19 protein-coding genes are annotated in these 19,405 nt (G+C 69.9%); 7 read left to right on the top strand and 12 right to left on the bottom strand.

From position 1 onward, the window contains the following. Window positions 1-271: 271 nt before the first annotated feature. Window positions 272-631 (top strand): hypothetical protein, encoded by a 360-nt coding sequence (locus DQW85_RS44290; protein WP_162794818.1) that lies wholly within the window; start codon window positions 272-274, stop codon window positions 629-631. Window positions 632-926: 295 nt separating this feature from the next. Here DQW85_RS44290 and DQW85_RS07760 read toward each other — a convergent pair whose 3' ends face one another. From DQW85_RS07760 to DQW85_RS07750, 4 genes are read right to left on the bottom strand one after another with little or no spacing between them, the layout of a single operon-like run. Beyond that, window positions 927-1,343 (bottom strand): DUF6292 family protein, encoded by a 417-nt coding sequence (locus DQW85_RS07760; RefSeq protein ID WP_113699696.1) that lies wholly within the window; start codon window positions 1,341-1,343, stop codon window positions 927-929. Between the two features lie 24 nt (window positions 1,344-1,367). Further along, window positions 1,368-1,778, bottom strand: coding sequence for a DUF4326 domain-containing protein (locus DQW85_RS07755; protein WP_113699695.1), 411 nt, complete (start codon window positions 1,776-1,778; stop codon window positions 1,368-1,370). 4 nt (window positions 1,779-1,782) lie between these two features. Continuing rightward, window positions 1,783-1,950: a hypothetical protein gene (locus tag DQW85_RS44285; protein ID WP_162794817.1), complete on the bottom strand. Its 168-nt coding sequence runs from the start codon at window positions 1,948-1,950 to the stop codon at window positions 1,783-1,785. Window positions 1,951-1,974: 24 nt separating this feature from the next. Beyond that, the gene (locus tag DQW85_RS07750) at window positions 1,975-2,283 is read right to left on the bottom strand and encodes a hypothetical protein (RefSeq protein ID WP_162794816.1); all 309 of its coding nucleotides are present in this window, start codon (window positions 2,281-2,283) and stop codon (window positions 1,975-1,977) included. A gap of 168 nt (window positions 2,284-2,451) precedes the next feature. On the opposite strand from DQW85_RS07750, the gene DQW85_RS07745 reads away from it, so the two are divergent. Continuing rightward, window positions 2,452-2,631 (top strand): UTRA domain-containing protein, encoded by a 180-nt coding sequence (locus DQW85_RS07745; protein ID WP_113699693.1) that lies wholly within the window; start codon window positions 2,452-2,454, stop codon window positions 2,629-2,631. Between the two features lie 335 nt (window positions 2,632-2,966). Here the strand turns inward: DQW85_RS07745 and corA are convergent, their stop codons facing one another. Beyond that, window positions 2,967-3,983: a magnesium/cobalt transporter CorA gene (gene corA, locus DQW85_RS07740; RefSeq protein WP_240197008.1), complete on the bottom strand. Its 1,017-nt coding sequence runs from the start codon at window positions 3,981-3,983 to the stop codon at window positions 2,967-2,969. A 457-nt stretch (window positions 3,984-4,440) separates the two neighbouring features. Here corA and purD point away from each other — a divergent pair, with 457 nt between their 5' ends. The 4 genes from purD (at window position 4,441) to DQW85_RS07720 (ending at window position 9,416) form a co-directional block, all read left to right on the top strand. Next, window positions 4,441-5,748 carry a phosphoribosylamine--glycine ligase gene (purD, locus tag DQW85_RS07735; protein ID WP_113699723.1) on the top strand — a complete coding sequence of 436 codons (1,308 nt, stop codon included), beginning with the start codon at window positions 4,441-4,443 and terminating at the stop codon, window positions 5,746-5,748. Continuing rightward, window positions 5,745-6,581 (top strand): phosphoribosylaminoimidazolesuccinocarboxamide synthase, encoded by an 837-nt coding sequence (locus DQW85_RS07730; RefSeq protein WP_113699691.1) that lies wholly within the window; start codon window positions 5,745-5,747, stop codon window positions 6,579-6,581. The genes purD and DQW85_RS07730 overlap by 4 nt, the downstream gene beginning before the upstream one ends. Window positions 6,582-6,659: 78 nt before the next feature. Next, entirely contained in the window at window positions 6,660-7,925 is a 1,266-nt protein-coding gene (murA, locus tag DQW85_RS07725) for a UDP-N-acetylglucosamine 1-carboxyvinyltransferase (protein ID WP_113699690.1), read from the top strand. 201 nt (window positions 7,926-8,126) lie between these two features. Beyond that, window positions 8,127-9,416, top strand: a complete 1,290-nt coding sequence (locus DQW85_RS07720) for a transcriptional regulator (protein ID WP_113699689.1) — start codon at window positions 8,127-8,129, stop codon at window positions 9,414-9,416. A gap of 443 nt (window positions 9,417-9,859) precedes the next feature. On the opposite strand, the gene DQW85_RS07715 is transcribed toward DQW85_RS07720, so the two are convergent. Next, window positions 9,860-10,318, bottom strand: a complete 459-nt coding sequence (locus DQW85_RS07715; protein WP_338043365.1) for a rhodanese-like domain-containing protein — start codon at window positions 10,316-10,318, stop codon at window positions 9,860-9,862. A 203-nt stretch (window positions 10,319-10,521) separates the two neighbouring features. Here DQW85_RS07715 and DQW85_RS07710 point away from each other — a divergent pair, with 203 nt between their 5' ends. After that, window positions 10,522-11,583, top strand: coding sequence for an EamA family transporter (locus DQW85_RS07710; RefSeq protein ID WP_113699687.1), 1,062 nt, complete (start codon window positions 10,522-10,524; stop codon window positions 11,581-11,583). 113 nt (window positions 11,584-11,696) lie between these two features. On the opposite strand, the gene hisC is transcribed toward DQW85_RS07710, so the two are convergent. From hisC to DQW85_RS07680, 6 genes are all read right to left on the bottom strand, one after another. Continuing rightward, a complete protein-coding gene (hisC, locus tag DQW85_RS07705; protein ID WP_113699686.1) occupies window positions 11,697-12,755 on the bottom strand; it encodes a histidinol-phosphate transaminase in 1,059 nt (352 codons plus the stop codon). Between the two features lie 51 nt (window positions 12,756-12,806). Next, window positions 12,807-13,472 carry an NUDIX hydrolase gene (locus DQW85_RS07700; protein WP_113699685.1) on the bottom strand — a complete coding sequence of 222 codons (666 nt, stop codon included), beginning with the start codon at window positions 13,470-13,472 and terminating at the stop codon, window positions 12,807-12,809. 98 nt (window positions 13,473-13,570) lie between these two features. After that, window positions 13,571-15,358 (bottom strand): DUF4434 domain-containing protein, encoded by a 1,788-nt coding sequence (locus DQW85_RS07695; RefSeq protein WP_113699684.1) that lies wholly within the window; start codon window positions 15,356-15,358, stop codon window positions 13,571-13,573. A gap of 43 nt (window positions 15,359-15,401) precedes the next feature. Next, window positions 15,402-16,490, bottom strand: a complete 1,089-nt coding sequence (locus DQW85_RS07690) for a glycosyltransferase (protein WP_113699683.1) — start codon at window positions 16,488-16,490, stop codon at window positions 15,402-15,404. 19 nt (window positions 16,491-16,509) lie between these two features. Then, a complete protein-coding gene (locus DQW85_RS07685) occupies window positions 16,510-17,772 on the bottom strand; it encodes a nucleotide sugar dehydrogenase (RefSeq protein ID WP_113699682.1) in 1,263 nt (420 codons plus the stop codon). A gap of 115 nt (window positions 17,773-17,887) precedes the next feature. Next, a partial coding sequence (locus DQW85_RS07680; protein ID WP_113699681.1) for a glycosyltransferase family 4 protein occupies window positions 17,888-19,405 on the bottom strand: 1,518 nt, incomplete at its 5' end.

Below are 19,405 nucleotides of genomic sequence, written 5' to 3'. Positions count from 1 at the left end.
TCACGGATCTGCTCGGCCACCCGGCGGCGCTCATGCTGACGGACATGAACGTCACACTCGGAATTGGGAATTTAGTGGACGTGCGAGAGATTGAAATTTTTTCAATCACGTTCGCAGCTCTCCGAGTTCCCCCCAAAGGGCAAAGGTCCGCTATTCATCCCCGGCGCAAACAGCAAATGTCGACCGATTTGAATGGCCCTGCTCCGTTCGGCCAGGTAATCCTGGTTTGAGGGCAGGATCGTCCGATCTGGTGTCTCGGAGAGGAGAACTCATGCAGGTCAAGCGACCCCTGACGCTGCTCGCGCCGGGACTCCTGGCCGCGCTCGCACTCGGGCACGTCGAAACCGCTCAGGCCTCGGCAATCCAACACTCCGCGAAGGCGGCAACAGTCAGCGCCTCGACCCAGATCAAGGCACCCGTACTCGTCGCCCACCCTCCGCCGGACCCGAGACAGAGACAGCGGTGGCAGCAGGCCTTCGACCAGGGATACCGGGCGGGGCGAGCCGCCTGCAAGAGCAGGAAGTACAACCCGGCGGTTAGGGGTGAAGGCGCATCATTTAGGCACGGCTTCTTGGACGGCTACAACTCCGGCTTCCGCAGTTGCAGGACCTCCCGTATTCCTGGGCTCTGATGCGGTTCTGTTCAGGTTTATTGGCATTTTCATTTCGGACGATCTTGCCAATGCCCTTGATCAAATCGGCCCGGGGAGCACCGGGCTTCCCGGGCCGATTCAAGATTGCCTGCGGCAGCAAGTCCCGCGCGCTGGTCATCTCCGATGTGAGGCCGCATGTGCCGCAGGAGGCGACATCACCGTTCCATGTCACGGTCTTGTGTGTCCGGTTGATGCAGGTCCAGAACTGGACCCGCACGTCCTTGAACATCTCCATCAGCTCATCCACCGCTGCGATACGGCTTCCTGGGGGATGTCAGGCATCGCTACTTCCCGCGTAGGCGCGGAGCAGCTCCTCGAACCCGTCGTCCTCGTCCTCGAAGTCCCGGTAGTAGCCGTGGTCGAGGGTCGCCTGCGAGTAGTCGCCCGCCACGCATCGCTGTATGTCGGCCACGACATCGGCGGGCTCGGGCAGCACGTCGTCGCAGATCCACCAGATGATTTGGATCTCGCCGCTCTCCGGGCCGATGCCGTAGAACCAGCCCTTCTCCTCGTCCCACGCGGCGCAGAGTTCGTCGTCGTCCTCATCGTGCTCGGAGAGGACGATGCAGCCGTCACGCGGGTCGTTGGCGTCAGCGAACCAGGACCCCACCCCGATCCCAGCAGCGTCCAGGGCGATGGCGACGGCCTTTATGCACGGCTCGTGCGCCTTGTGGTAGGGGATCTCAGGCATTGGCGTCTCCGTTCGCGAGTTCGATCAGGCGGCGTGGCAGTGGTCCGGTTCGCCCGGACCGGGCAGCGGGCACCAGCACGCGAGATCCTTGCCGGCGAGGTCCCGGCGGACCTCTTCGACGTCGAGTTCGTAGGAGCCCATCGGGCCGGTGTGCAGCTCGTACAGTTCGACGGCGACCTTGACCGCGTCCTCCTTGGTGGAGAACTGGTCGGGGTACTCGTCGGACCTGAACGCGATGCCGGCCGGGTCGTCGATCGTCCAGCAGCAGTTCCTGTCGCACGGCCGGACGACGAACGGGTTGCCGTACTTCGACGGCCTAGCGACGCTGCGGGCGTTTGGGGGGAGACGCCACCCTCGCTGCCGCTTCTGCTGGATGCGCTTCGGCGCTGGGATGTCAGCCGCGGCGGTCCCTCGGAGTGCAGGCGTGAGCGACATCGCGTCAACCCTTCTGTGATCTGAAGAGAGCCCCACCGAGCACCTGCTGAACTGCTTCCGCGACCTCATGACCAGTTCCATTGGAGAGGGTGAGCGTGACCGTCCAGTCATCGCCGGCGACAATGTCGAGCGAGGCGCCGTAGAGGTCGGTACCAGTCGAGGAGTCGACCAAGCTCTCCACCTCGCCACGAGACGGTTACGTGGAGATGCGTCCGTGCAGTCCGCAGATCAGGACGGATATGGCGTCCGTCTCGCCGTTGATCAGCTTGTTGGAGCGGTGGTACGCCTCGCAGTCAACATTGGACGTGGACAGCTTCTGGCATGCCTGGAACGGGTCGGCGAACATCGGTCCCTTCTGCTGACTGAGGTCCACGGCCGGGATGCGCGGCTCCTCAGGGATGCTGCGCACGATGTGGATGGCGACCGATCCGGCGATAAGGATCAGGCCGCCAGCGATCGCGCCCACGATGACCGCGTTGACTAGTTTCAAGGTCAGTCCGGCCACACGGCCCGAGACGAGGCGACCGGGCAAGGAGCGGGGCGCGTCTAGGACACCTTGGTGACCGCCGTCTCTCCCACGCGGCTGCTGGTCGCGGGGGCTCAGGCCGTCATCGGTGGTCGTGCCGGCGGTCGGCGACGCCTCGGGCGGGTGGGAAGGTGACGGAGACGGTCGGTGTCGACCAGACTGCCGACGGCAGAGGAGGCCAGGACTCTCGACATCGCTCCTGGACTACCGGTCTTCTCGATCACTCGCCGGATGCTGTCCGAGGGCCGCGTCGTAGAGGTAGCCGATCCGATCGTCATTCCAGGCGACAGCGCCATCCTGGACTACCGGATCCCGCTGACCAGGTAATCGCGCGGCGACGCGAGGACCGTAGCCACGCAGCAAGTTCGCTGCGTATAGGTGACAAGCGGTGACGTGGGGTTTCAGACCCTCGATGAGGCGTTAGGTTCGTGGCCGTCGACGATCTTTCGCTGTTCGTGCCTCGATTCTCACTGGAGTGACCAGGCGAGGACCGGGGGGCGTGGGGGGCCGGTAGGCCCCCTACCAGGGGCGTAGCCCCCAGAAGGCGGCCGAGCGAAGCGAGGGCCATGCCTTTCGGGGGTCGAAGGGGGCGGGAGCCCCCTGGGGGGCGCTGTCCGAGCCGCGACGCGCGAAGCGCGCCCACTCGCGAGGGCCTCGCCTTTCTAGAGCCAGCCGTTGCGGCGGAAGCCGCGATGCAGCAGTACGCAGGTGGTGATCATGATGGCCAGGACCGCCGGGTAGCCCCAGACCTGCTTGGTCTCAGGCATGAAGTCGAAGTTCATGCCGTAGATGCCGGCGATCATCGTCGGCACCGCCAGGATGGCGACCCAGGATGAGATCTTGCGCATGTCCTCGTTGGCCAGCGCGTTCGAGCGGGCCAGGGCGGCCTGCAGGATGGAGCTGCACAGTTCGTTCGACGACTCGACCTGCTCGCACACCCGGGAGAGGTGGTCGCCGACGTCGCGGAAGTATTCGCGCATCTCCGACGGGATCACGCGGCGCTGCGGCAGCGCGGCCAGGGGGCTCTGCAACGGGGTGACGGCCCGCTTCAGCTCGAGCATCTCCCGCTTGAGCTGGTAGATGCGGTTGATGTCGCGGGAGCTGACGTCGGCGAACACCGTGGCCTCGACCTCTTCGAGCTCCATCTGCATGAGGTCGGCCACCTGAAGGTAGCGGTCGACGACGTGGTCGGCGATGGCGTGCAGGACGCCCGCCGCTCCGCGGTTCATCAGCTCGGGACGGTCCTCCAGGCGCTCGCGCACCTCGGTGAGCGGGCAGTGCTCGCCGTGCCGTACGGTCACCACGAAGTCGGCGCCGAGGAACACCATGATCTCGCCCGTCGCGATGATCTCACTGGTGGCGGTCAACTCGTCGTGGTCCAGGTAGGCGATGGTCTTGAGCACCATGAACAGCGAGTCGCCGTAACGCTCGACCTTGGGGCGCTGGTGGGCTTTCACGGCGTCCTCGACGGCCAGCGGGTGCAGGCCGAACACCCCGGCCAGCCATTCGACCTCGGGGGCCTCCGGCTCGTGCAGGCCGACCCAGAGGAAGGCGCGGGGGCCGTCGGACAGGGCGTTGTGCTCGCGGACGAGGCGCAGGGACTCGGGGATGCCGACGGCGTCGGCCTTGCCGCCGTCGATGTAGGCGCCGTACTCGACGATGGAGTGGGGAACGCTCACTCTGAGCTCAGGCGCGGCGAGCTGACGAGAGATGTGCGCCTGGACAGGGTGACGGTTGATGCGACGGAAAAGCGTGGACGAGCGCATGGCAGTCCCTTTCCGCCCGACATGGCACGCTCCACGCGCGACGAAAGGTCACCTCAATCAACACAGATGCGTGGAGGCACGATCAGGCTGCCGGATTGGAGTGGTCGGGGGTATGTGCGGCGTACGTGCGGAAGCACGTACTGCTGGGATCACCAGGTTTCATCCCGGACCACCTCCAATCACCACGAGACGCCATATAGCCGCATCAACTTACCACAGGCGGCTAGACCAAACCCGACGATACCCGCACTCCCGTCACGCCATCAGGGAGAACTCGCCAAGGATCATCCTGCCTTCCGGCACATGGTGCGGCGCGGCGGCCCGTGACCCGTGGGGGTGGCGGTCGGCGGGAGCTGCGAGAATGGGGCGCGTGCGCGTTCTAGTCATCGGATCCGGCGGGCGTGAGCACGCCCTGTGCCGTTCACTCAAGCTCGACCCCCAGGTCGGCGAGCTCCACTGCGCGCCCGGCAACCCGGGCATCGAGGAGATCGCGACCCTGCACGCCGTGACGCCCACCGACCCGGAGCAGGTGGCCGCGCTGGCCGCGCGGCTCGGGGCGGATCTGGTCGTCGTGGGGCCGGAGGCGCCCCTGGTCGCCGGGGTGGGCGACGCGGTGCGGGCCGCCGGGATCGCGTGCTTCGGGCCGTCCGGCGAGGCGGCGATGATCGAGGGCTCCAAGTCGTTCGCCAAGGAGATCATGGCGGCCGCGGACGTGCCCACGGCGCGCGCCAGGACGTGCGTGACGGCCGAGGAGGCTGCGGCGGCGCTCGACGAGTTCGGCCCGCCGTACGTGGTCAAGGACGACGGGTTGGCAGCGGGCAAGGGCGTAGTCGTCACGGGCGACCGCGACACGGCGCTGGAGCACGCGCGGGCGTGCGAGCAGGTGGTGATCGAGGAGTTCCTCGACGGTCCGGAGGTGTCGCTGTTCGCGCTCTGCGACGGGGCCACGGCGGTGGCGCTGCAGCCCGCGCAGGACTTCAAGCGCGCGTACGACGGCGACCAGGGCCCCAACACGGGCGGCATGGGCGCCTACACGCCGCTGCCGTGGGCGCCTGAGGGGCTGACCGAGCAGGTGATGCGGGAGGTCGTGCACCCGACGATCGGCGAGCTCGCCCGGCGCGGCCTGCCCTACCAGGGCGTGCTGTACGTGGGCCTGGCGCTGACCGCGAAGGGTCCGAAGGTGGTCGAGTTCAACGCCCGCTTCGGCGACCCGGAGGCCCAGGTCCTGCTTGACCGGCTGGAGACGCCGCTGGGCGGGCTGCTGCTGGCCTGCGCGACCGGGACGCTGGGCGAGCAAGCGCCGCCCGTGTTCCGCGACGGGTCCGCGGTGACCGTGGTCGTGGCCGCCGAGGGCTACCCCGAGGCCCCGGTCAAGGGCGACGTGATCAAGGGGATCGAGCCGGCCGAGCATGCGTACGTGATCCACGCGGGGACGAAGCGGGCCGGCGGCGAGGTGGTCTCCGACGGCGGGCGGGTGCTGAGCGTCGTCGGCACCGGGCCCGACCAGGAGAGCGCCCGCCGCAACGCCTACGACCTGGTGTCGAGGATCGAGCTGCGCGGGTCCTTCCATCGGACGGACATAGCCCGGACGGACATGGCCCGGACCGACACAGCCCGGGCCGACAAAGCCCGGACCGACGCCGCGCAAGAGGCCGCCAGGACGGACGCCGGTCGATGAAGCACGTGCACTCCGGCAAGGTTCGTGATCTCTACGAGACCGGCGACGGCCTCCTCCTGATGGTCGCCTCCGACCGGATCTCGGCGTTCGACCACGTGCTGGAGCCGGGCATTCCCGACAAGGGAGCCATCCTCACGCAGCTGTCGCTGTGGTGGTTCGAGCGGCTCGCGGACCTGGTGCCCAGCCACATCGCGGGGCCGGGCCCCGACGCGCGCAGCATGCTGTGCAGGCCGCTGAGGATGGTGCCGGTCGAGTGCGTGGCGCGCGGCTACCTGGCGGGGTCGGGGCTGGCCGACTACCGGCGCGACAGGACGGTCTCGGGCGTGCGACTGCCGCAGGGCCTGGAGGACGGTTCCAGGCTGCCCGAGCCGATCTTCACGCCCTCGACCAAGGCGCCCGTGGGACAGCACGACGAGCCGATCTCGTTCGAGCGGGTGGTGGACGAGGTGGGCGCCGAGACGGCCGGGGAGCTGCGCCGCATCACGCTCGCCGTCTACACGCGCGGGGCCGAGATCGCCCGGGAGCGGGGCATCATCCTGGCCGACACCAAGATCGAGCTGGGCTGGGACTCCAACGGAGTGCTGACCCTCGGGGACGAGGTGCTGACCCCCGACTCCTCGCGGTTCTGGCCGGCCGACGGCTGGCGGCCCGGACGCGCTCAGCCCTCCTTCGACAAGCAATATGTACGAGATTGGCTGACCTCGCCCGAATCCGGATGGGATAAATCCTCCGGAAATCCTCCACCTCGGCTTCCTGACAAGGTCGTCGAGCAGACGAGGCAGCGCTACCTCGAGGCATACGAACGCATCACAGGCACTTCCTTTAACGGATGATTCGGCCGGGGCAGGTGTTGCGAGCGGCTACTGTAAGCCCGGTCCGAGGCCGACTGATACTTGCGAGGAGCCGCACGAATGGTCCGTTACCGCGTGCGCGGTGGCAACGCCCTGCGTGGAACCGCCTTCATCCAGGGCGCGAAGAACGCCGTGCTGCCCATGATCGGCGCCGCTCTGCTCGTACGGAGAGGGCGCACCGTCCTGCGCAACGTGCCGATCATCGAGGACGTCCGCCGTGCGGTCGAGCTGGCCGAGGCCGTGGGCGCCCACGTCGAGCTGCACGAGGCGGAGCGCACACTGGTCATCGACGCCTCGCGGCTGAGCAGCCCGCTCCTGCCCGCCAAGATCGCCAGGCGCTTCCGCGGGTCTGTGCTCTTCACCCCCGCCCTGCTCCACCGGCTCGGTGAGGCGATCGTCGAGGGCGTCGGCGGGTGCAACCTGGGCAGCCGCAACCTCGACTTCCACTACCTGGGCTACAAGCGGCTCGGCGCGGTCGTCGACGAGGGCGAGACCGTCATCAACGTCAAGGCCTCCGGCCTGACCGGCGCCACCCTCTACCTCGACACCCCCTCCCACACCGGCACCGAGAACCTCATCATGGCCGGCGCGCTGGCCAACGGCACGACCGTGATCGAGAACGCCGCGCTGGAGCCCGAGGTGCTCGACGTCATCGACATGCTCACCAAGATGGGCGCGCGCATCAGCGGCGGCGGCACCGGGTTCATCACCGTCGAAGGGGTCGAGGAACTGCACGCCGTCGAGCACACCGTGATGCCCGACCGGCTCGACGCGGGCGTGTTCGCGATGGCGGCGGCAATCACCGGGGGCGAGGTGAGCCTCGTGGGCACCGGCCTCGACCTGGGCGTCGTCCGCTACAAGCTGGAGCAGATGGGCGTCGACTTCGCCCGGCAGGGCGCGGTGCTGAACGTGCGCTGCGACAGGCCACTGCGGCCCATCAACATCATCACCGACACCTATCCCGGTTTCGCCACCGACCTGCAGTCGCCCATGATGACGGTCGCGGCCCTGGCCGACGGCCACAGCTACATCCACGAGCGCATCTTCGACGGCCGGTTCGCGCTGGCCGGCGAGCTGAACAAGATGGGCGCCGACGTGAAGGTGGAGGGCAGCCGGGCCATCGTGCGCGGCGCGACCCCGCTGACGGGCACCAGGGTCACCGCGCACGATCTGCGTTCGGGCATCGCATTGGTGCTCGCCGGACTCGCCGCGAAGGGCGAGACGCTCATCGAGTCGGGATACCTCATCGACCGCGGGCACGCGCATCTCGCCACGCGAATGCGAGCCCTTGGAGCGGACATTACACGAGAGATTTCTGAGGGTTGAAAATCGCCGCCAAATCCCCTCTGAGCTGCTGATACTCGTTGTCGCTCGGTCAAGCAGGACGACTTTCCGGAAAAGTCGGGCGTGACATTACGGCCCCCGCGAGCGATCGTTCCAAAAGAGAGCACTGCAACTTACGGCAGGATGGGACGAACATTGGTCGAGAGGGCCGAAGAAACTTCCCGAGTGTCACGCCCGGGCGCTATGACACCGGACCTCACTATCGGCGTGGTCGGACCCCACGATCTGGTCGAGCGCGTCATGTTGATGGGGCACGCCGCGGCGCCACTGCCCTGTCGCCTCGTCGCGGCCGCATACCGCGACGAGCAAGAGGCGCCCGACAAGGTGACGCGGCTCGGTCCCGGCGTCGACGCATGCCTGTTCGCCAGCCCGGTCCCCTACGACCTGGCGAGGCGTTCCGGCGTGCTGACGATGCCGGCGACCTACGTGCAACTGGGAGGCGCGGCGCTGATCGCCGCGCTGGCCAGGGCCGCGCTGGATCCGCGCATGGACCCCCAGCGGGTCAGCGTCGACGTGGTGTCACGAGCGGACGTCGAGGAGGCGTACACCGATCTCGGCATCCCCGCCGGGGACGTGCACAGCCGTGACGAGCCCGGGGCGACCGGCACGATCGCGGCCTACCATGAGCGGCTCGCCCGCCAGGGGGCCACCACAGGGGCTCTGACCTGCCTGCCCGCGGTCGCCGACCGCCTGCAGGCGGCCGGCGTGCCGGTCATCAGGATCAGGCCGACATCGGCGGCGGTCCGCACCGCGCTGCACACGGCGGCGCTGCTGGGGGCCCACCACCGGCTGGAGGAGTCACAGCTCACCGTGGTGCTGGTGGAGGTGCCGACGCTGCGCGAGCCCGTGCGCCGCGCCGCGCCCCGCTACTGGCGCGAGGAGCTGCGGCTGTCGCTGCACCGGCTCCTGGTCCAGGAGGCGAACCGCATCAACGCCACCGTCTGGCCCGTCGACGATCACAGCTACCTGGTGACCGCCACCAGAGGCTCGATCGCGTCGGCGACCGACGGGTTCAGGGTGCTGCCGTTCGCGTCCAGGATCCGCGACGAGCTGGGCCTGGCGGTCGAGGTGGGTGTGGGCATGGGCCGCACGACGCACGACGCCGAGTCGCACGCACGGGCGGCTCTGGCGCGAACGCAGGCGGGCAAGCAGGCGCAGGGGTTCGCCGTGGACCGCGAGGGCCGCGCGCTCATCCCCGCGCCGAGGATGCCGCCCGCCGGCGCCACCGCACTCAAGCCCAAGGGCGTCGAGGTTCTCGCTAGGCTTGCGGCGAAGCTGGAGGGCGGGGATACGGTGGTCGACGCGGAGGGGGCGGGCAAGATGCTCGGGGTCACGCCGCGTACGGCCAGGCGGTTGCTGCGCACGTTGGTTGACGAGGGACTCGCGTGGCCGCTTCCGCCGAACCGCACGCCCCAGCCCGGGCGACCGCGGCAGCTCTACCGGCTCATCGTGGAGAAGCTCGGCCCCCGCTGACCGCCTCCGGGTCCGTCTCCCCCTTAACAGGCCCGCCGTCCCCCTTCCCCCTCCTAGGGACGGCGGGCCGTACCACCCGCCTCACGGCTCCTCGCCGTCCACGACACCCAGCGAGTACGGCACCGCCCAGCGGGCCGCCACCCGCCGCACGGGGCCGAGGGCCTCCAGGAGGACGCCCGCTGACCCGTACAGGGCCGGGCGCCGTTACGGCGCATTCCGGGCCGGGCCGTCGCTTCGCCTTAACCATTGGGGCGCCTGGGGGATTTATCCCATACGCCCTTTTTATTGGCGGCACCCGACGGGGCCTATCGGGAGGTCGGCATGGGTTTTCCATGTCCACCTTGTGAACTTCTTGGTTGGCGGTTGTGGATGGGGGTATGTTCTCCGACGCCCCCGATCGACGGGATTCGGACGGGGGCGCCAAATCCTCCGGCGGCTGTTTGTCAGCAGGCGCAGGCGATGCCTGTCACAGGCGCGGTCAGGGAGTCCACTGGGTGGCGGGTGACTCCTGAGGCGGTTTCCACAGGGAAGCCCTCCCTCGCCCAGTATTCGAAACCGCCGAGCATTTCCTTGACCGGATAGCCCAGCCTGGCGAACTCCAGAGCCGCTCGCGTGGCGCCGTTGCAGCCGGGCCCCCAGCAGTAGGTCACCACGGTGACGCCCTCGGGGATCAAGGTGGCGGCCCGGGCGGCGATCTCGGCCGTGGGGAGGTGGACCGCGCCCTGGATGTGGCCCTGTTCCCAGCTCTCCACGCCGCGCGAGTCCACGACGACGATGCCGGGCTCGGCGGCGGCCAGGTCGGCGGCCACGTCCGACACGTCGGTCTCGAAGGCGAGGCGGGCGACGTAGTGGGCGATCGCCTCGGCGTTGCCGGGGGCGGGGACGGCGGTCATTGCGGACATGCTGCTCTCCTCCTGCTTCCTGACTGCTTCCTGAGGGGCGTCTTGCCGGGTGGTTCGGACGAGAAGAGCCTCGCAGGCGACCGGCGAGCGCGACAGTGGCAGAATCGCCGGCGATCGATAAGATCCCGCCACTTCCCGACCCCCTGTCTCAAGGTCTGATACCCGCGGGTTTCTGTCGGTCGCCATCGGTAGTGTCATCAGTCATGGAGCAGAACACCCCTGACCGCCGCACCCGGTTCCTCGTGTGGGGCGCGCTGGCCACCGTCTACGTCGTGTGGGGTTCGACCTACCTCGGCATCGCCGTGACGGTGGAGTCGTTCCCGCCCCTGCTCAGCGGGGCGATCCGGTTCGTCGTCGCGGGGCTGCTGCTCGGCGGGGTGGTGCTCGCCCGATCCGGAGTCCAGGCGTTCCGGATGACCAGAAGGCAGCTCTTCGGCGCGGCCGTCGTGGGCGTCCTGCTGCTGACGCTGGGCAACGGCATGGTGGCCGTCTCGGAGCAGTTCATCTCCACGGGCCTCGCCGCGCTGCTGGTGGCGTCGGTGCCGCTGTGGCTGGTGCTGTTCAGGATCGCGGTGCGGGACCGGCCCAAGCTGCTCACGCTGGCGGGCGTCCTCGTCGGGCTCGCCGGAGTCGCGGCGCTCTCGCTGACCGGCGCCCAGGCGGGCAGCACGTTCGGGATCGTGGTGATCCTGTTCGGGTCGCTGTCGTGGTCGGTGGGCTCGTTCCTGTCGAGCCGGATCGCGATGCCCGCCAACCCGTTCGCGGCCAGCACCGTCGAGATGCTGGTCGGCGGAGTCGGCCTGACGGTGCTCGGCACCGGGGCGGGCGAGCGGCTCCACCTGGAGGCGATCACCGGACGGTCGTGGGTGGCGCTGGCCTACCTGGTCGTGGTGGGGTCGCTGATCGGGTTCACGGCGTTCTCGTGGCTGCTCGGCCACGCTCCCATCTCGCTCATCTCGACGTACGCGTACGTCAACCCGGTGGTGGCGGTCGTCCTGGGGGCGATCGTGCTGAGCGAGGCCGTCACCGCGCAGATCGTGGTGGGCGGCCTGGTCATCCTGGTCGGTGTCGCGCTGGTCATCTCGACCGAGCGCAGAGGGTCACCGAGCCGCGAGGACCTGGGCGAGGCGGCGGCCACCGGCTCCGGCCCGACCCAGGAGGCCGCGCACCACGAACAGGAGCGGCACGCGCAAGAGCGCCACGCGCAAGAGCGCCACGCGCAGGAGCGGCGCGAGCGCGGACGGCGCGAGGCCGAGCGCCGCTAGCCACCTCTCCTGCGCGGACCCCGGGCGAACCTGGGCGGCAGCGGGCACGGGCGAAAGCCGGGACGGGCGTGGACGGGTGCCGGGAGGGGCGTGGACGGGTGCCGGGGCGGGCGTTACTCGGCGAAGGCCGCCGCGGCCGTCAGGAAGGCGTCGTTGGCCTCCGGGTCGCCGATGCTGACGCGTGCCCCCTCGCCCGCGAACGGCCGGACCGCCACGCCCTCCACCGCGCAGGCCGCCGCGAAGTCCATGGTGCGCTCGCCGAGGCGGAGCCAGACGAAGTTGGCCTCCGTGGGCGGGACGGTCCAGCCCTGGGCGATGAGCGTCTCGCGGACGCGGGTGCGCTCCTTGACCACCCTGTCGACCCGCTCCAGCAGCTCGTCCTCGGCCTTCAGGGAGGCGATGGCGGCGACCTGGGCGAGGTGGTTGACGGCGAACGGGATGATCGTCTTGCGGACGGCCGTGGCCACCGGTTCGTGCCCGATCAGGTAGCCGACCCGCAGCCCCGCCAGCCCGTACGCCTTGGAGAAGGTGCGCAGCACGCAGACGTTCGGCCGGTCGCGGTAGAGGGTGAGCCCGTCGGGCACGTCCTCGTCGCGGACGTACTCGCGGTAGGCCTCGTCGAGCACCACCAGCACGTCGCCGGGAACCCGGTCGAGGAAGGACTCCAGCCTGGCGCGGCGGATGGAGGTGCCGGTGGGGTTGTTGGGATTGCACACGAACACCATGCGGGTCCGGTCGGTGATCGCCTCGGCCATGGCGTCGAGGTCGTGGTCCTCGCCGGCCAGCGGCACCTGGACGGACCGCACGCCGGCCAGGTCGGCCAGGAGGGGATATGCCTCGAAGGAGCGCCAGGCGTAGATCACCTCGGCGTCCGGCTCCCCCACGGTCTCGAACAGCTCCTGGGCCACGGTGACCGAGCCGGCGCCGAGCGCGATGTGGGAGTCGGGCACGCCGTGGCGCTCGGCGATGGCCTCGGTCAGGCGGATCGCGCCCGGGTCGGGGTAGCGGTTGATCTGGCGCGCTCCTTCGGCGATGGCCTCGACCACCGAGGGCAGCGGGTCGTAGGGCGACTCGTTGGAGGAGAGCTTGTAGGACCGGCCGTCGGCGGCGGCCACGGCCTTGCCCGGCTTGTAGGCCGGCATGGTGTCCAGGATCGCGCGGAAACGAGGCATGGCCTAACTCTAGGAGTATCCGCTGGCCGGGGCATCACCTGTGTCCCCCGGTCACTCCTTGAGCGAGCGGAGCATCGGCGGATGAAGCAGCTCGGCGGGGCCGCGGCGGAAGAGCTTGGCGGGGCGCCCGCCGTCGCGGGTGGTCGTGGCCCCCGCCTCCACCAGGAAGCCCTCGGCCTTGGTGACCTTGCGGTGGAAGTTGCGCGGATCCAGCGGGCGGCCCCAGACGATCTCGTAGACCCTGCGCAGGTCGGCCACCGTGAACTCCGGAGGGCAGAACGCGGCCCCCAGCGAGGTGTATTCGAGCTTGGCCCGGGCCCGCTCGATGCCGTCGAGCATGATGCGCCGGTGGTCGAAGGCCATCGCGGCCAGCTCGCCGGCAGGCTGCCAGCTCATGTGGGCCTTCTCGGAGGCGGGCAGGTCGGGGGCGAGGCCGAGGTAGGCGACGCTGACGACTCGCTGGCGCGGGTCACGGTCGGGGTAGCCGTAGGTCTGGAGCTGCTCCAGGTGCACGGGGGCACCGGGAAGGCCGGCGCGCTCGCTCAGGATGCGCTGGGCGGCGGCGGGCAGGTCCTCGTCGAGCTGGACGAAGCCGCCCGGCAGCGACCAGCGCCGCAGGAACGGCGGGTTGTCGCGGCGCCACACGAGCGCGCACAGCGCCTGGCACCGCACGGTGAGCACGACCAGGTCGACGCTGACCGGGACGCTCGGAACCATGTCAGGCACGTTACACGCAGCGGACGCCGCCGGGGACGGCGTCACGTGATCACCGACGCGTCGCGGTGGGAAGGATGGCACGTGATCATTGAGGGGGGTCACGCGGTGATGCGCACGTGGAGGGGTGAGGTGGTCTCCTGCCCTGAGGGGATGCGCACGCCCACCTGGATCCACCCACCGGGCGGCACCTGCCCCCAGTCGAACGGCACCCAGGCCGTCTGCATGCCGTCCGGCAGCTCCTCCAGCGGGTCCTCGTCCAGCCAGCCCGTGGTGGCCACCACGAGCTCCTTGGCCCCGCCCGGCCACCGCACGGTGACGGTGCCGTCCTCGAGGTTGTAGCCGCGCACCTCGATCCCGTCCTGGACGTCGCGCCCGCGCCGGATGGCGTCGACCGCGATGGGCCGCCGCCAGTCCTTCATGACCTCCTGCTCCAGGGACGGCGAGCCGCAGGTCATGAAGTCGCTCCACATGTAGGAGACGATCTTCTGGACGTACCGGCCGGCCATGGTGACCGCCTGGTCGAGCCGCCTCTTGTCGGTCTTGCCGCGCGTGCCCTGGGCGGCGCACGGCCGGTCGCCGGACGGTTCGAACGCCTCGACGTTCGCCCAGAGCTCCACCTCGTGCCCCGCGCGCAGCATCTCCTCGCGGGCCAGCGCCATCTCGCGGTAGTAGTCGCGCGTGGAGCCGTGGTAGGCGGTGCCGTACGTCGTCTCCCCCACGACGGGGCGCAGCGGCTCGTCCACCTCCGCGTCGCGCTCGTCCGGCCAGAACAGGCCGACCTTGCCGGTGCCCCGGCTGTCCTGCGGCGCGATGATGCCGACTCCGGTCTTGACGAGCGCCTTGAAGCCCTCGGCGACCTGCGCGGGCGTCTGGCCGAACGGGACCCGCCTGCGCGCGTCGAGGTAGGGGCTGATCAGGATGGGCTTGCCGGGCAGCTCCTGCTCGACGATGACGTGCTGGCCGGCGTAGACCTCCAGGGTGGGGTTGGACGCGAGGGTCGCGCCCATCTGCACCTCGAACGGCTGGTAGACGCCGCCGAGCGAGGCCCGGTCGGCGAAGCGCACCCCGTAGTCCTGCAGGATGCGGCGGGTCAGCGTGGTGAGCGTGTGGATGTGGTCCCTGTTGGCCTTGATGGGCGTCTTGGGGTCGCGCGGGGCGAGCGGCAGCGCCGGGAAGACGCGCAGGCCGAACCTGTCGCCCAGGTCGAGCAGCTCGGTCAGGCTGTCGCTGGCCGCGCCCGCGATGACGATCAGGTCGTACGGCCTGGGGATGCTGAAATCACAGCTGGCGGGGTCGGAGCCGTCCATGGGCGCCAGCACCCGGTAGTAGACGCGCTTGCCCGCCGGGATGCGCCGTTCGATCTGGGCGCAGCGGAACAGGTCGGGACCGAACGCCTCGTCGGTGCGGTAGACGTACGTGCGGGCCACCCGGTTGCCGGGGTGGGCCCGCTTCAGGTCGCGCTCGGCCGCGTCGTGGCAGGTGAGCCCGTCCTCCACGCAGTCCTTGTAGAGCGGGTCGCGGGTGCCGTCCTTGGCCAGGATCTGGCCGTCGTCGTCGACGGAGCGGTATTGCAGGCCGTAGCCGATCCTGATGACCGTGTCGCCCCCGACGCTGTGGATCTCCTGGAGCTGCTTGCGCCACGTGCAGCGGTTGGACTGCGGCGTGATCCAGTAGCCGGTCACGGCGTACGGGAACTTCTCGCCGGTGTCGTAGGTGCCGCACGGATCGGTGAACCCGGTCACCTGCGGGGTGGGCTGCGTGGGATTGGGGGTGGGGGTGGCCCGCCGGCTGACCTTCTCGGCGGGCCGGCCGGAGGGCAGGACGAGGACGACTGCCGCCACGGCTGCCAGGACGGCCGCACCGAGCAGCGCGAAGAGCCAGCGCACTATAGGAACCTACCGCCCTCTGGGTCCGCGGGGATTTAAGCCGCTACTTCCGGATTCCGGCCCAGGACTCCAGCTGGGCGACGAAGCGCTTGGCCGAGTTGGGCCAGTGGTGGTTGGCGCGGGCGGCCGCGTAGCCGCGCGCGCCCTGCGCCCTGCGCTCCCGTACGTCGTCGCGGAGGGTGAGCACGGCCTGGGCCACGGCCTTGGGGTCCTCCCAGGGCACCACGAGGCCGCTCTCGTAGCGCTCGACCAGTTCGACGGCGCGGGGGGACGGCGTGGTGATCACGGGGATGCCGTGCGCCATGTACTCCACGATCTTCGTGGGCATCGAGTGCCGGTAGTTCGGCTCGTCGTGCAGCAGGGACAGGCCGGCGAGCGCGCCGTCGAGCCGCTTGAGCGCCTCGTCGTTCGGCATGAAGTCGCGCCACTCCAGCAGGCCCTCGGTGACGGCCTGGTTGAGCAGCGGGCGGCTCTGCGGGTCGGCGTAGCCGATCAGCTCCACGGCCACCCGGTACGGCTGGAGCAGCCGGGCCACCTCGACGGCCTCCAGGACGCCCCGGGCCCGGGACAGCCAGCCGAGGTAGACCACCCTGTCGTCACCGGGCGGCGTGACCGAGTCGGGGACCCACGTCTCGTTCGGCACGATGAGGTGGGCGTGCTTGAACCTGCCCGCGTAGGCGGTCTCGGCCAGCAGCAGGTGCATCTTGCGCTCGGCCGTGCTCTCCAGCAGGCGGGCGAGGAAGCGGGCGGGCGGGCGCAGCACCGACGGCAGCCACGGCTTGAGCGAGAGCGTCGCCGGGGTGTCCTCGTGCACGTCCCAGACCACGGGCGGGCTGTTGCGCACGCCCCAGACCGCGAACAGCAGCTCCGGGTCGTGCACCAGCACGAGGTCGACCTCGCCGCGCATCCTCTTGAACAGCCTGCGGGCCGCCCAGACGGCGGACAGGCGCCTGCGCTGCGCGGCCCTGGGCAGGTCCACGCCGGTGACCCACGGCCGGGGCACGACGCCGTGGGCGGTGAAGGACGCGGCGTACGTGACCTCATGACCGGCGTCCACGAGGGCGCGGATCTGCCGGTGCAGGATCCTGGCGTCCTCGGGGTTATGCACCACCGTCATGACGAGCACGTGCACTGCGCGCAGCCCTCCGTCGCTACAGCCGCTCGACGCGTTCACCCTCGGCGAGCACGCCGCGGGTGTCGAGCACGAGCCTGGCCTTCGCCTCGACCATGTCCAGGTCGAACGCGGCGTGCTGCTGCAGCAGCAGCGTCACGTCGGCGCCGACCACGGCCTCGGCCAGATCCTCTTCACGCGGCACGGGTGTGCCGTCAACCGACCACTCCTTGACATACGGGTCCGCGAACGAGAGCTCCGCCCCCAGTTCCAGCAGCGCACGCGCCACGGGGAGGGCCGGCGTCTCGCGCTCGTCGGCGATGTCTGGTTTGTAGGTGACGCCGAGCATAACGACTTTCGCACCGTTCACGGGTTTTTTATGCCGGTTCAGCAGTCGCTGGACGCGGGCCACCACATAACTCGGCATCCGCTCGTTGATCTCCTGGGCCAGCTCGACGAACCTGAACGGGTAGCCGAGCTTGCGCACCGTGTACGACAGGTACGACGGGTCGACGGGGATGCAGTGCCCGCCCACCCCCGGACCGGGCAGGAACTTCTGGAAGCCGAACGGCTTGGTGGCCGCGGCCTCGATCGACTCCCACAGGTCGATGCCGAGCTCGTCGCAGAAGATCGCCATCTCGTTGACGAGGGCGATGTTGACGTGGCGGTAGGTGTTCTCGAGCAGCTTGGCCATCTCGGCCTCGCGGGTGCCGCTGACGGGCACGACCTGCTCGATGAACCGGCCGTAGAAGGCGGTCGCCCGGTCACGGCAGGTCAGGGTGTAGCCGCCGACGACCTTGGGGGTGTTGCGCAGCCCGAACTTGGGGTTGCCCGGGTCGATGCGCTCGGGCGAGAAGGCGAGGTGGAAGTCCTCACCGGCCGCCAGGCCGGAGGTCTCCAGCAAGGGGCGGGCCACCTCGTCGGTGGTGCCGGGCCAGGTGGTCGACTCGAGCACGACGAGCGTGCCCCTGGTCAGGTTGCGGGCCACGGTCCGGGTCGCGCCCTCCACCGCGGACAGGTCGGGGCGGTGGTCCTCGTCGAGGGGGGTCGGCACGCAGATGACGATCGTGTTGCTCCGGGACAGCACGGACTCGTCGAGCGTGGCGCTGAACCCGCTGGCCAGCATGTGCTCGAGGTCGGCGTCGGACAGGTCATCGATGTAGGACTGCCCGGCGTTGAGCGCGTCGACCTTCGTGGGGTCCACGTCCACGCCGACGACCTTCAGGCCCGCGGCCACCGCCTCCTTGGCGAGCGGCATGCCGACGTACCCGAGGCCGATGACAGCCAAGTCGATTTCTGTCACAGCAGTGCCTTTGAAACCGGGAAACAACACTTCATGGTCGCAAAGGTTATCTCAAGTCCACCTAGCTCACGTCTAATGCGACCGAACCAGTCAGAACAGACAGCCAATCGGGAGGTCATCGTTCGGCAAGGCTCTGGTACAGAGATCGGTAAGTCTGGGCCACGCGACTCCATGTGCGCTTGGCCGCGACCTCGGCCCGTCCGGCCTCGCCCATCTCGGCGCGCCTGGCGGGGTCGTCCCGCAGCCCGGCGATGGCCTTGGCCAGCTCGGCCGGATCGCCGGGCGGCACCAGCAGCCCGGCGCCGTCGGAGCCCACGAGCTCCGAAAGGGCGGGCAGGTCGCTGAGCACGACCGGCTTGCCGAGCGCCATCGCCTCGACCGGCTTCAGCGGGGTGACCAGCCGGCACACGCGCAGGTCCTCGCGGGGGCAGGCGAAGATGTCGATGGCCTCCTGCGCCTGCAGGGCCTCGTCGGGGCCGACCCGGCCCGGGAGGACGGCATCGGCGAGGGCGAGCTCCTCGACGAGCTGCAGCAGGTTGTCGCGCTCGGTGCCGTCGCCCACGATGAGCACCCGCACCGGCGTCCCCTGGTCGCGCAGCAGCGCCGCCGCCCGCAGCAGCGTCGCGAAGCCCTCGTAGGCCACGATGCTGGACACCGAGCCGACCACGACCTCGTCCGCCCCGATGCCCATGGCCCGCCTGAACGACCGGCCGTCGTATCGGGCCGACAGCAGCGAGTCGTCCACGGCGTTGGGCGCCAGGAAGATCCGCTCCCTCGGCACCCCCCGCTCGACGATCTCCGCGGCCATCGTCTCGGCCAGCGTGACGACCGCGTCGGCCTCGCGCATCAGGAACGCCTCGCGCTCGCGCTGCAGCACGTGCCGCTCGCTGCCGACCCGGACAGGGTTGCGCGAGGCCCAGGTCTCCTCCAGGAAGCCGCGTACCTCGTACACGTACGGCGTGCCCGTCCGGTCGCGTACGGCGTGCGCCACGGAGCCGTTGCGGTGGTCGGTGGCGGCGTGCAGCACCTGGGGCCGCAACTCGGCGACCAGCCTGGTGACCGCCTCGGCGCCCTTGATCATCCGGCCGCGCATCTCGAACGGCATCTCGCCGCGGCCGTCGGGCAGCAGCCGGTGGTAGGGGATGCCGTCGATCTCCTCGTACGGCGTCGCGTCCGCGTGGCCCTGGAACATCGGCCACCCCCAGCTGGTCACCACGCGCGGGTCGAGCCCGGCGGCCTTCTGCGCGGTGACGATGCGGTGGGTCCTGACGGTGTAGCCGGCCTGTGTGTACGGCAGGGCGTTGGTGACGCAGTGGAGCACCCGGCCCTCGACCCGCTCCCCGACGGCCACCGCGGGCCTGGGCGGGATGGGGTCGGGGCTGATCGCGGCCAGCTCGCCGCGGTAGTAGGCGGCCCGGCGCTTGACGAAGGGGTATTTGGTGTGCGCTTCGAGCACCTGGGCGGCCGTGCTGACCCGGCCCTCGTCCCAGTGCTCCTTGGCCTCGTTCCACGGCGCCCTGATCACCCGCATGCCGAACTTGCGCACCACGAGCCTCGCGCGGCGGGCCGCGGGCCAGGCCACCCGGCCGACGATGGGGCGCAGCCGCGGCGGGAGGGCTTCGGCGGCGGCCTG

The sequence above is a fragment of the Nonomuraea lactucae genome (assembly GCF_003313395.1).
Taxonomy (GTDB): Bacteria; Actinomycetota; Actinomycetes; order Streptosporangiales; family Streptosporangiaceae; genus Nonomuraea; species Nonomuraea lactucae.
This window is presented reverse-complemented; position numbering and strand designations above follow the sequence as displayed.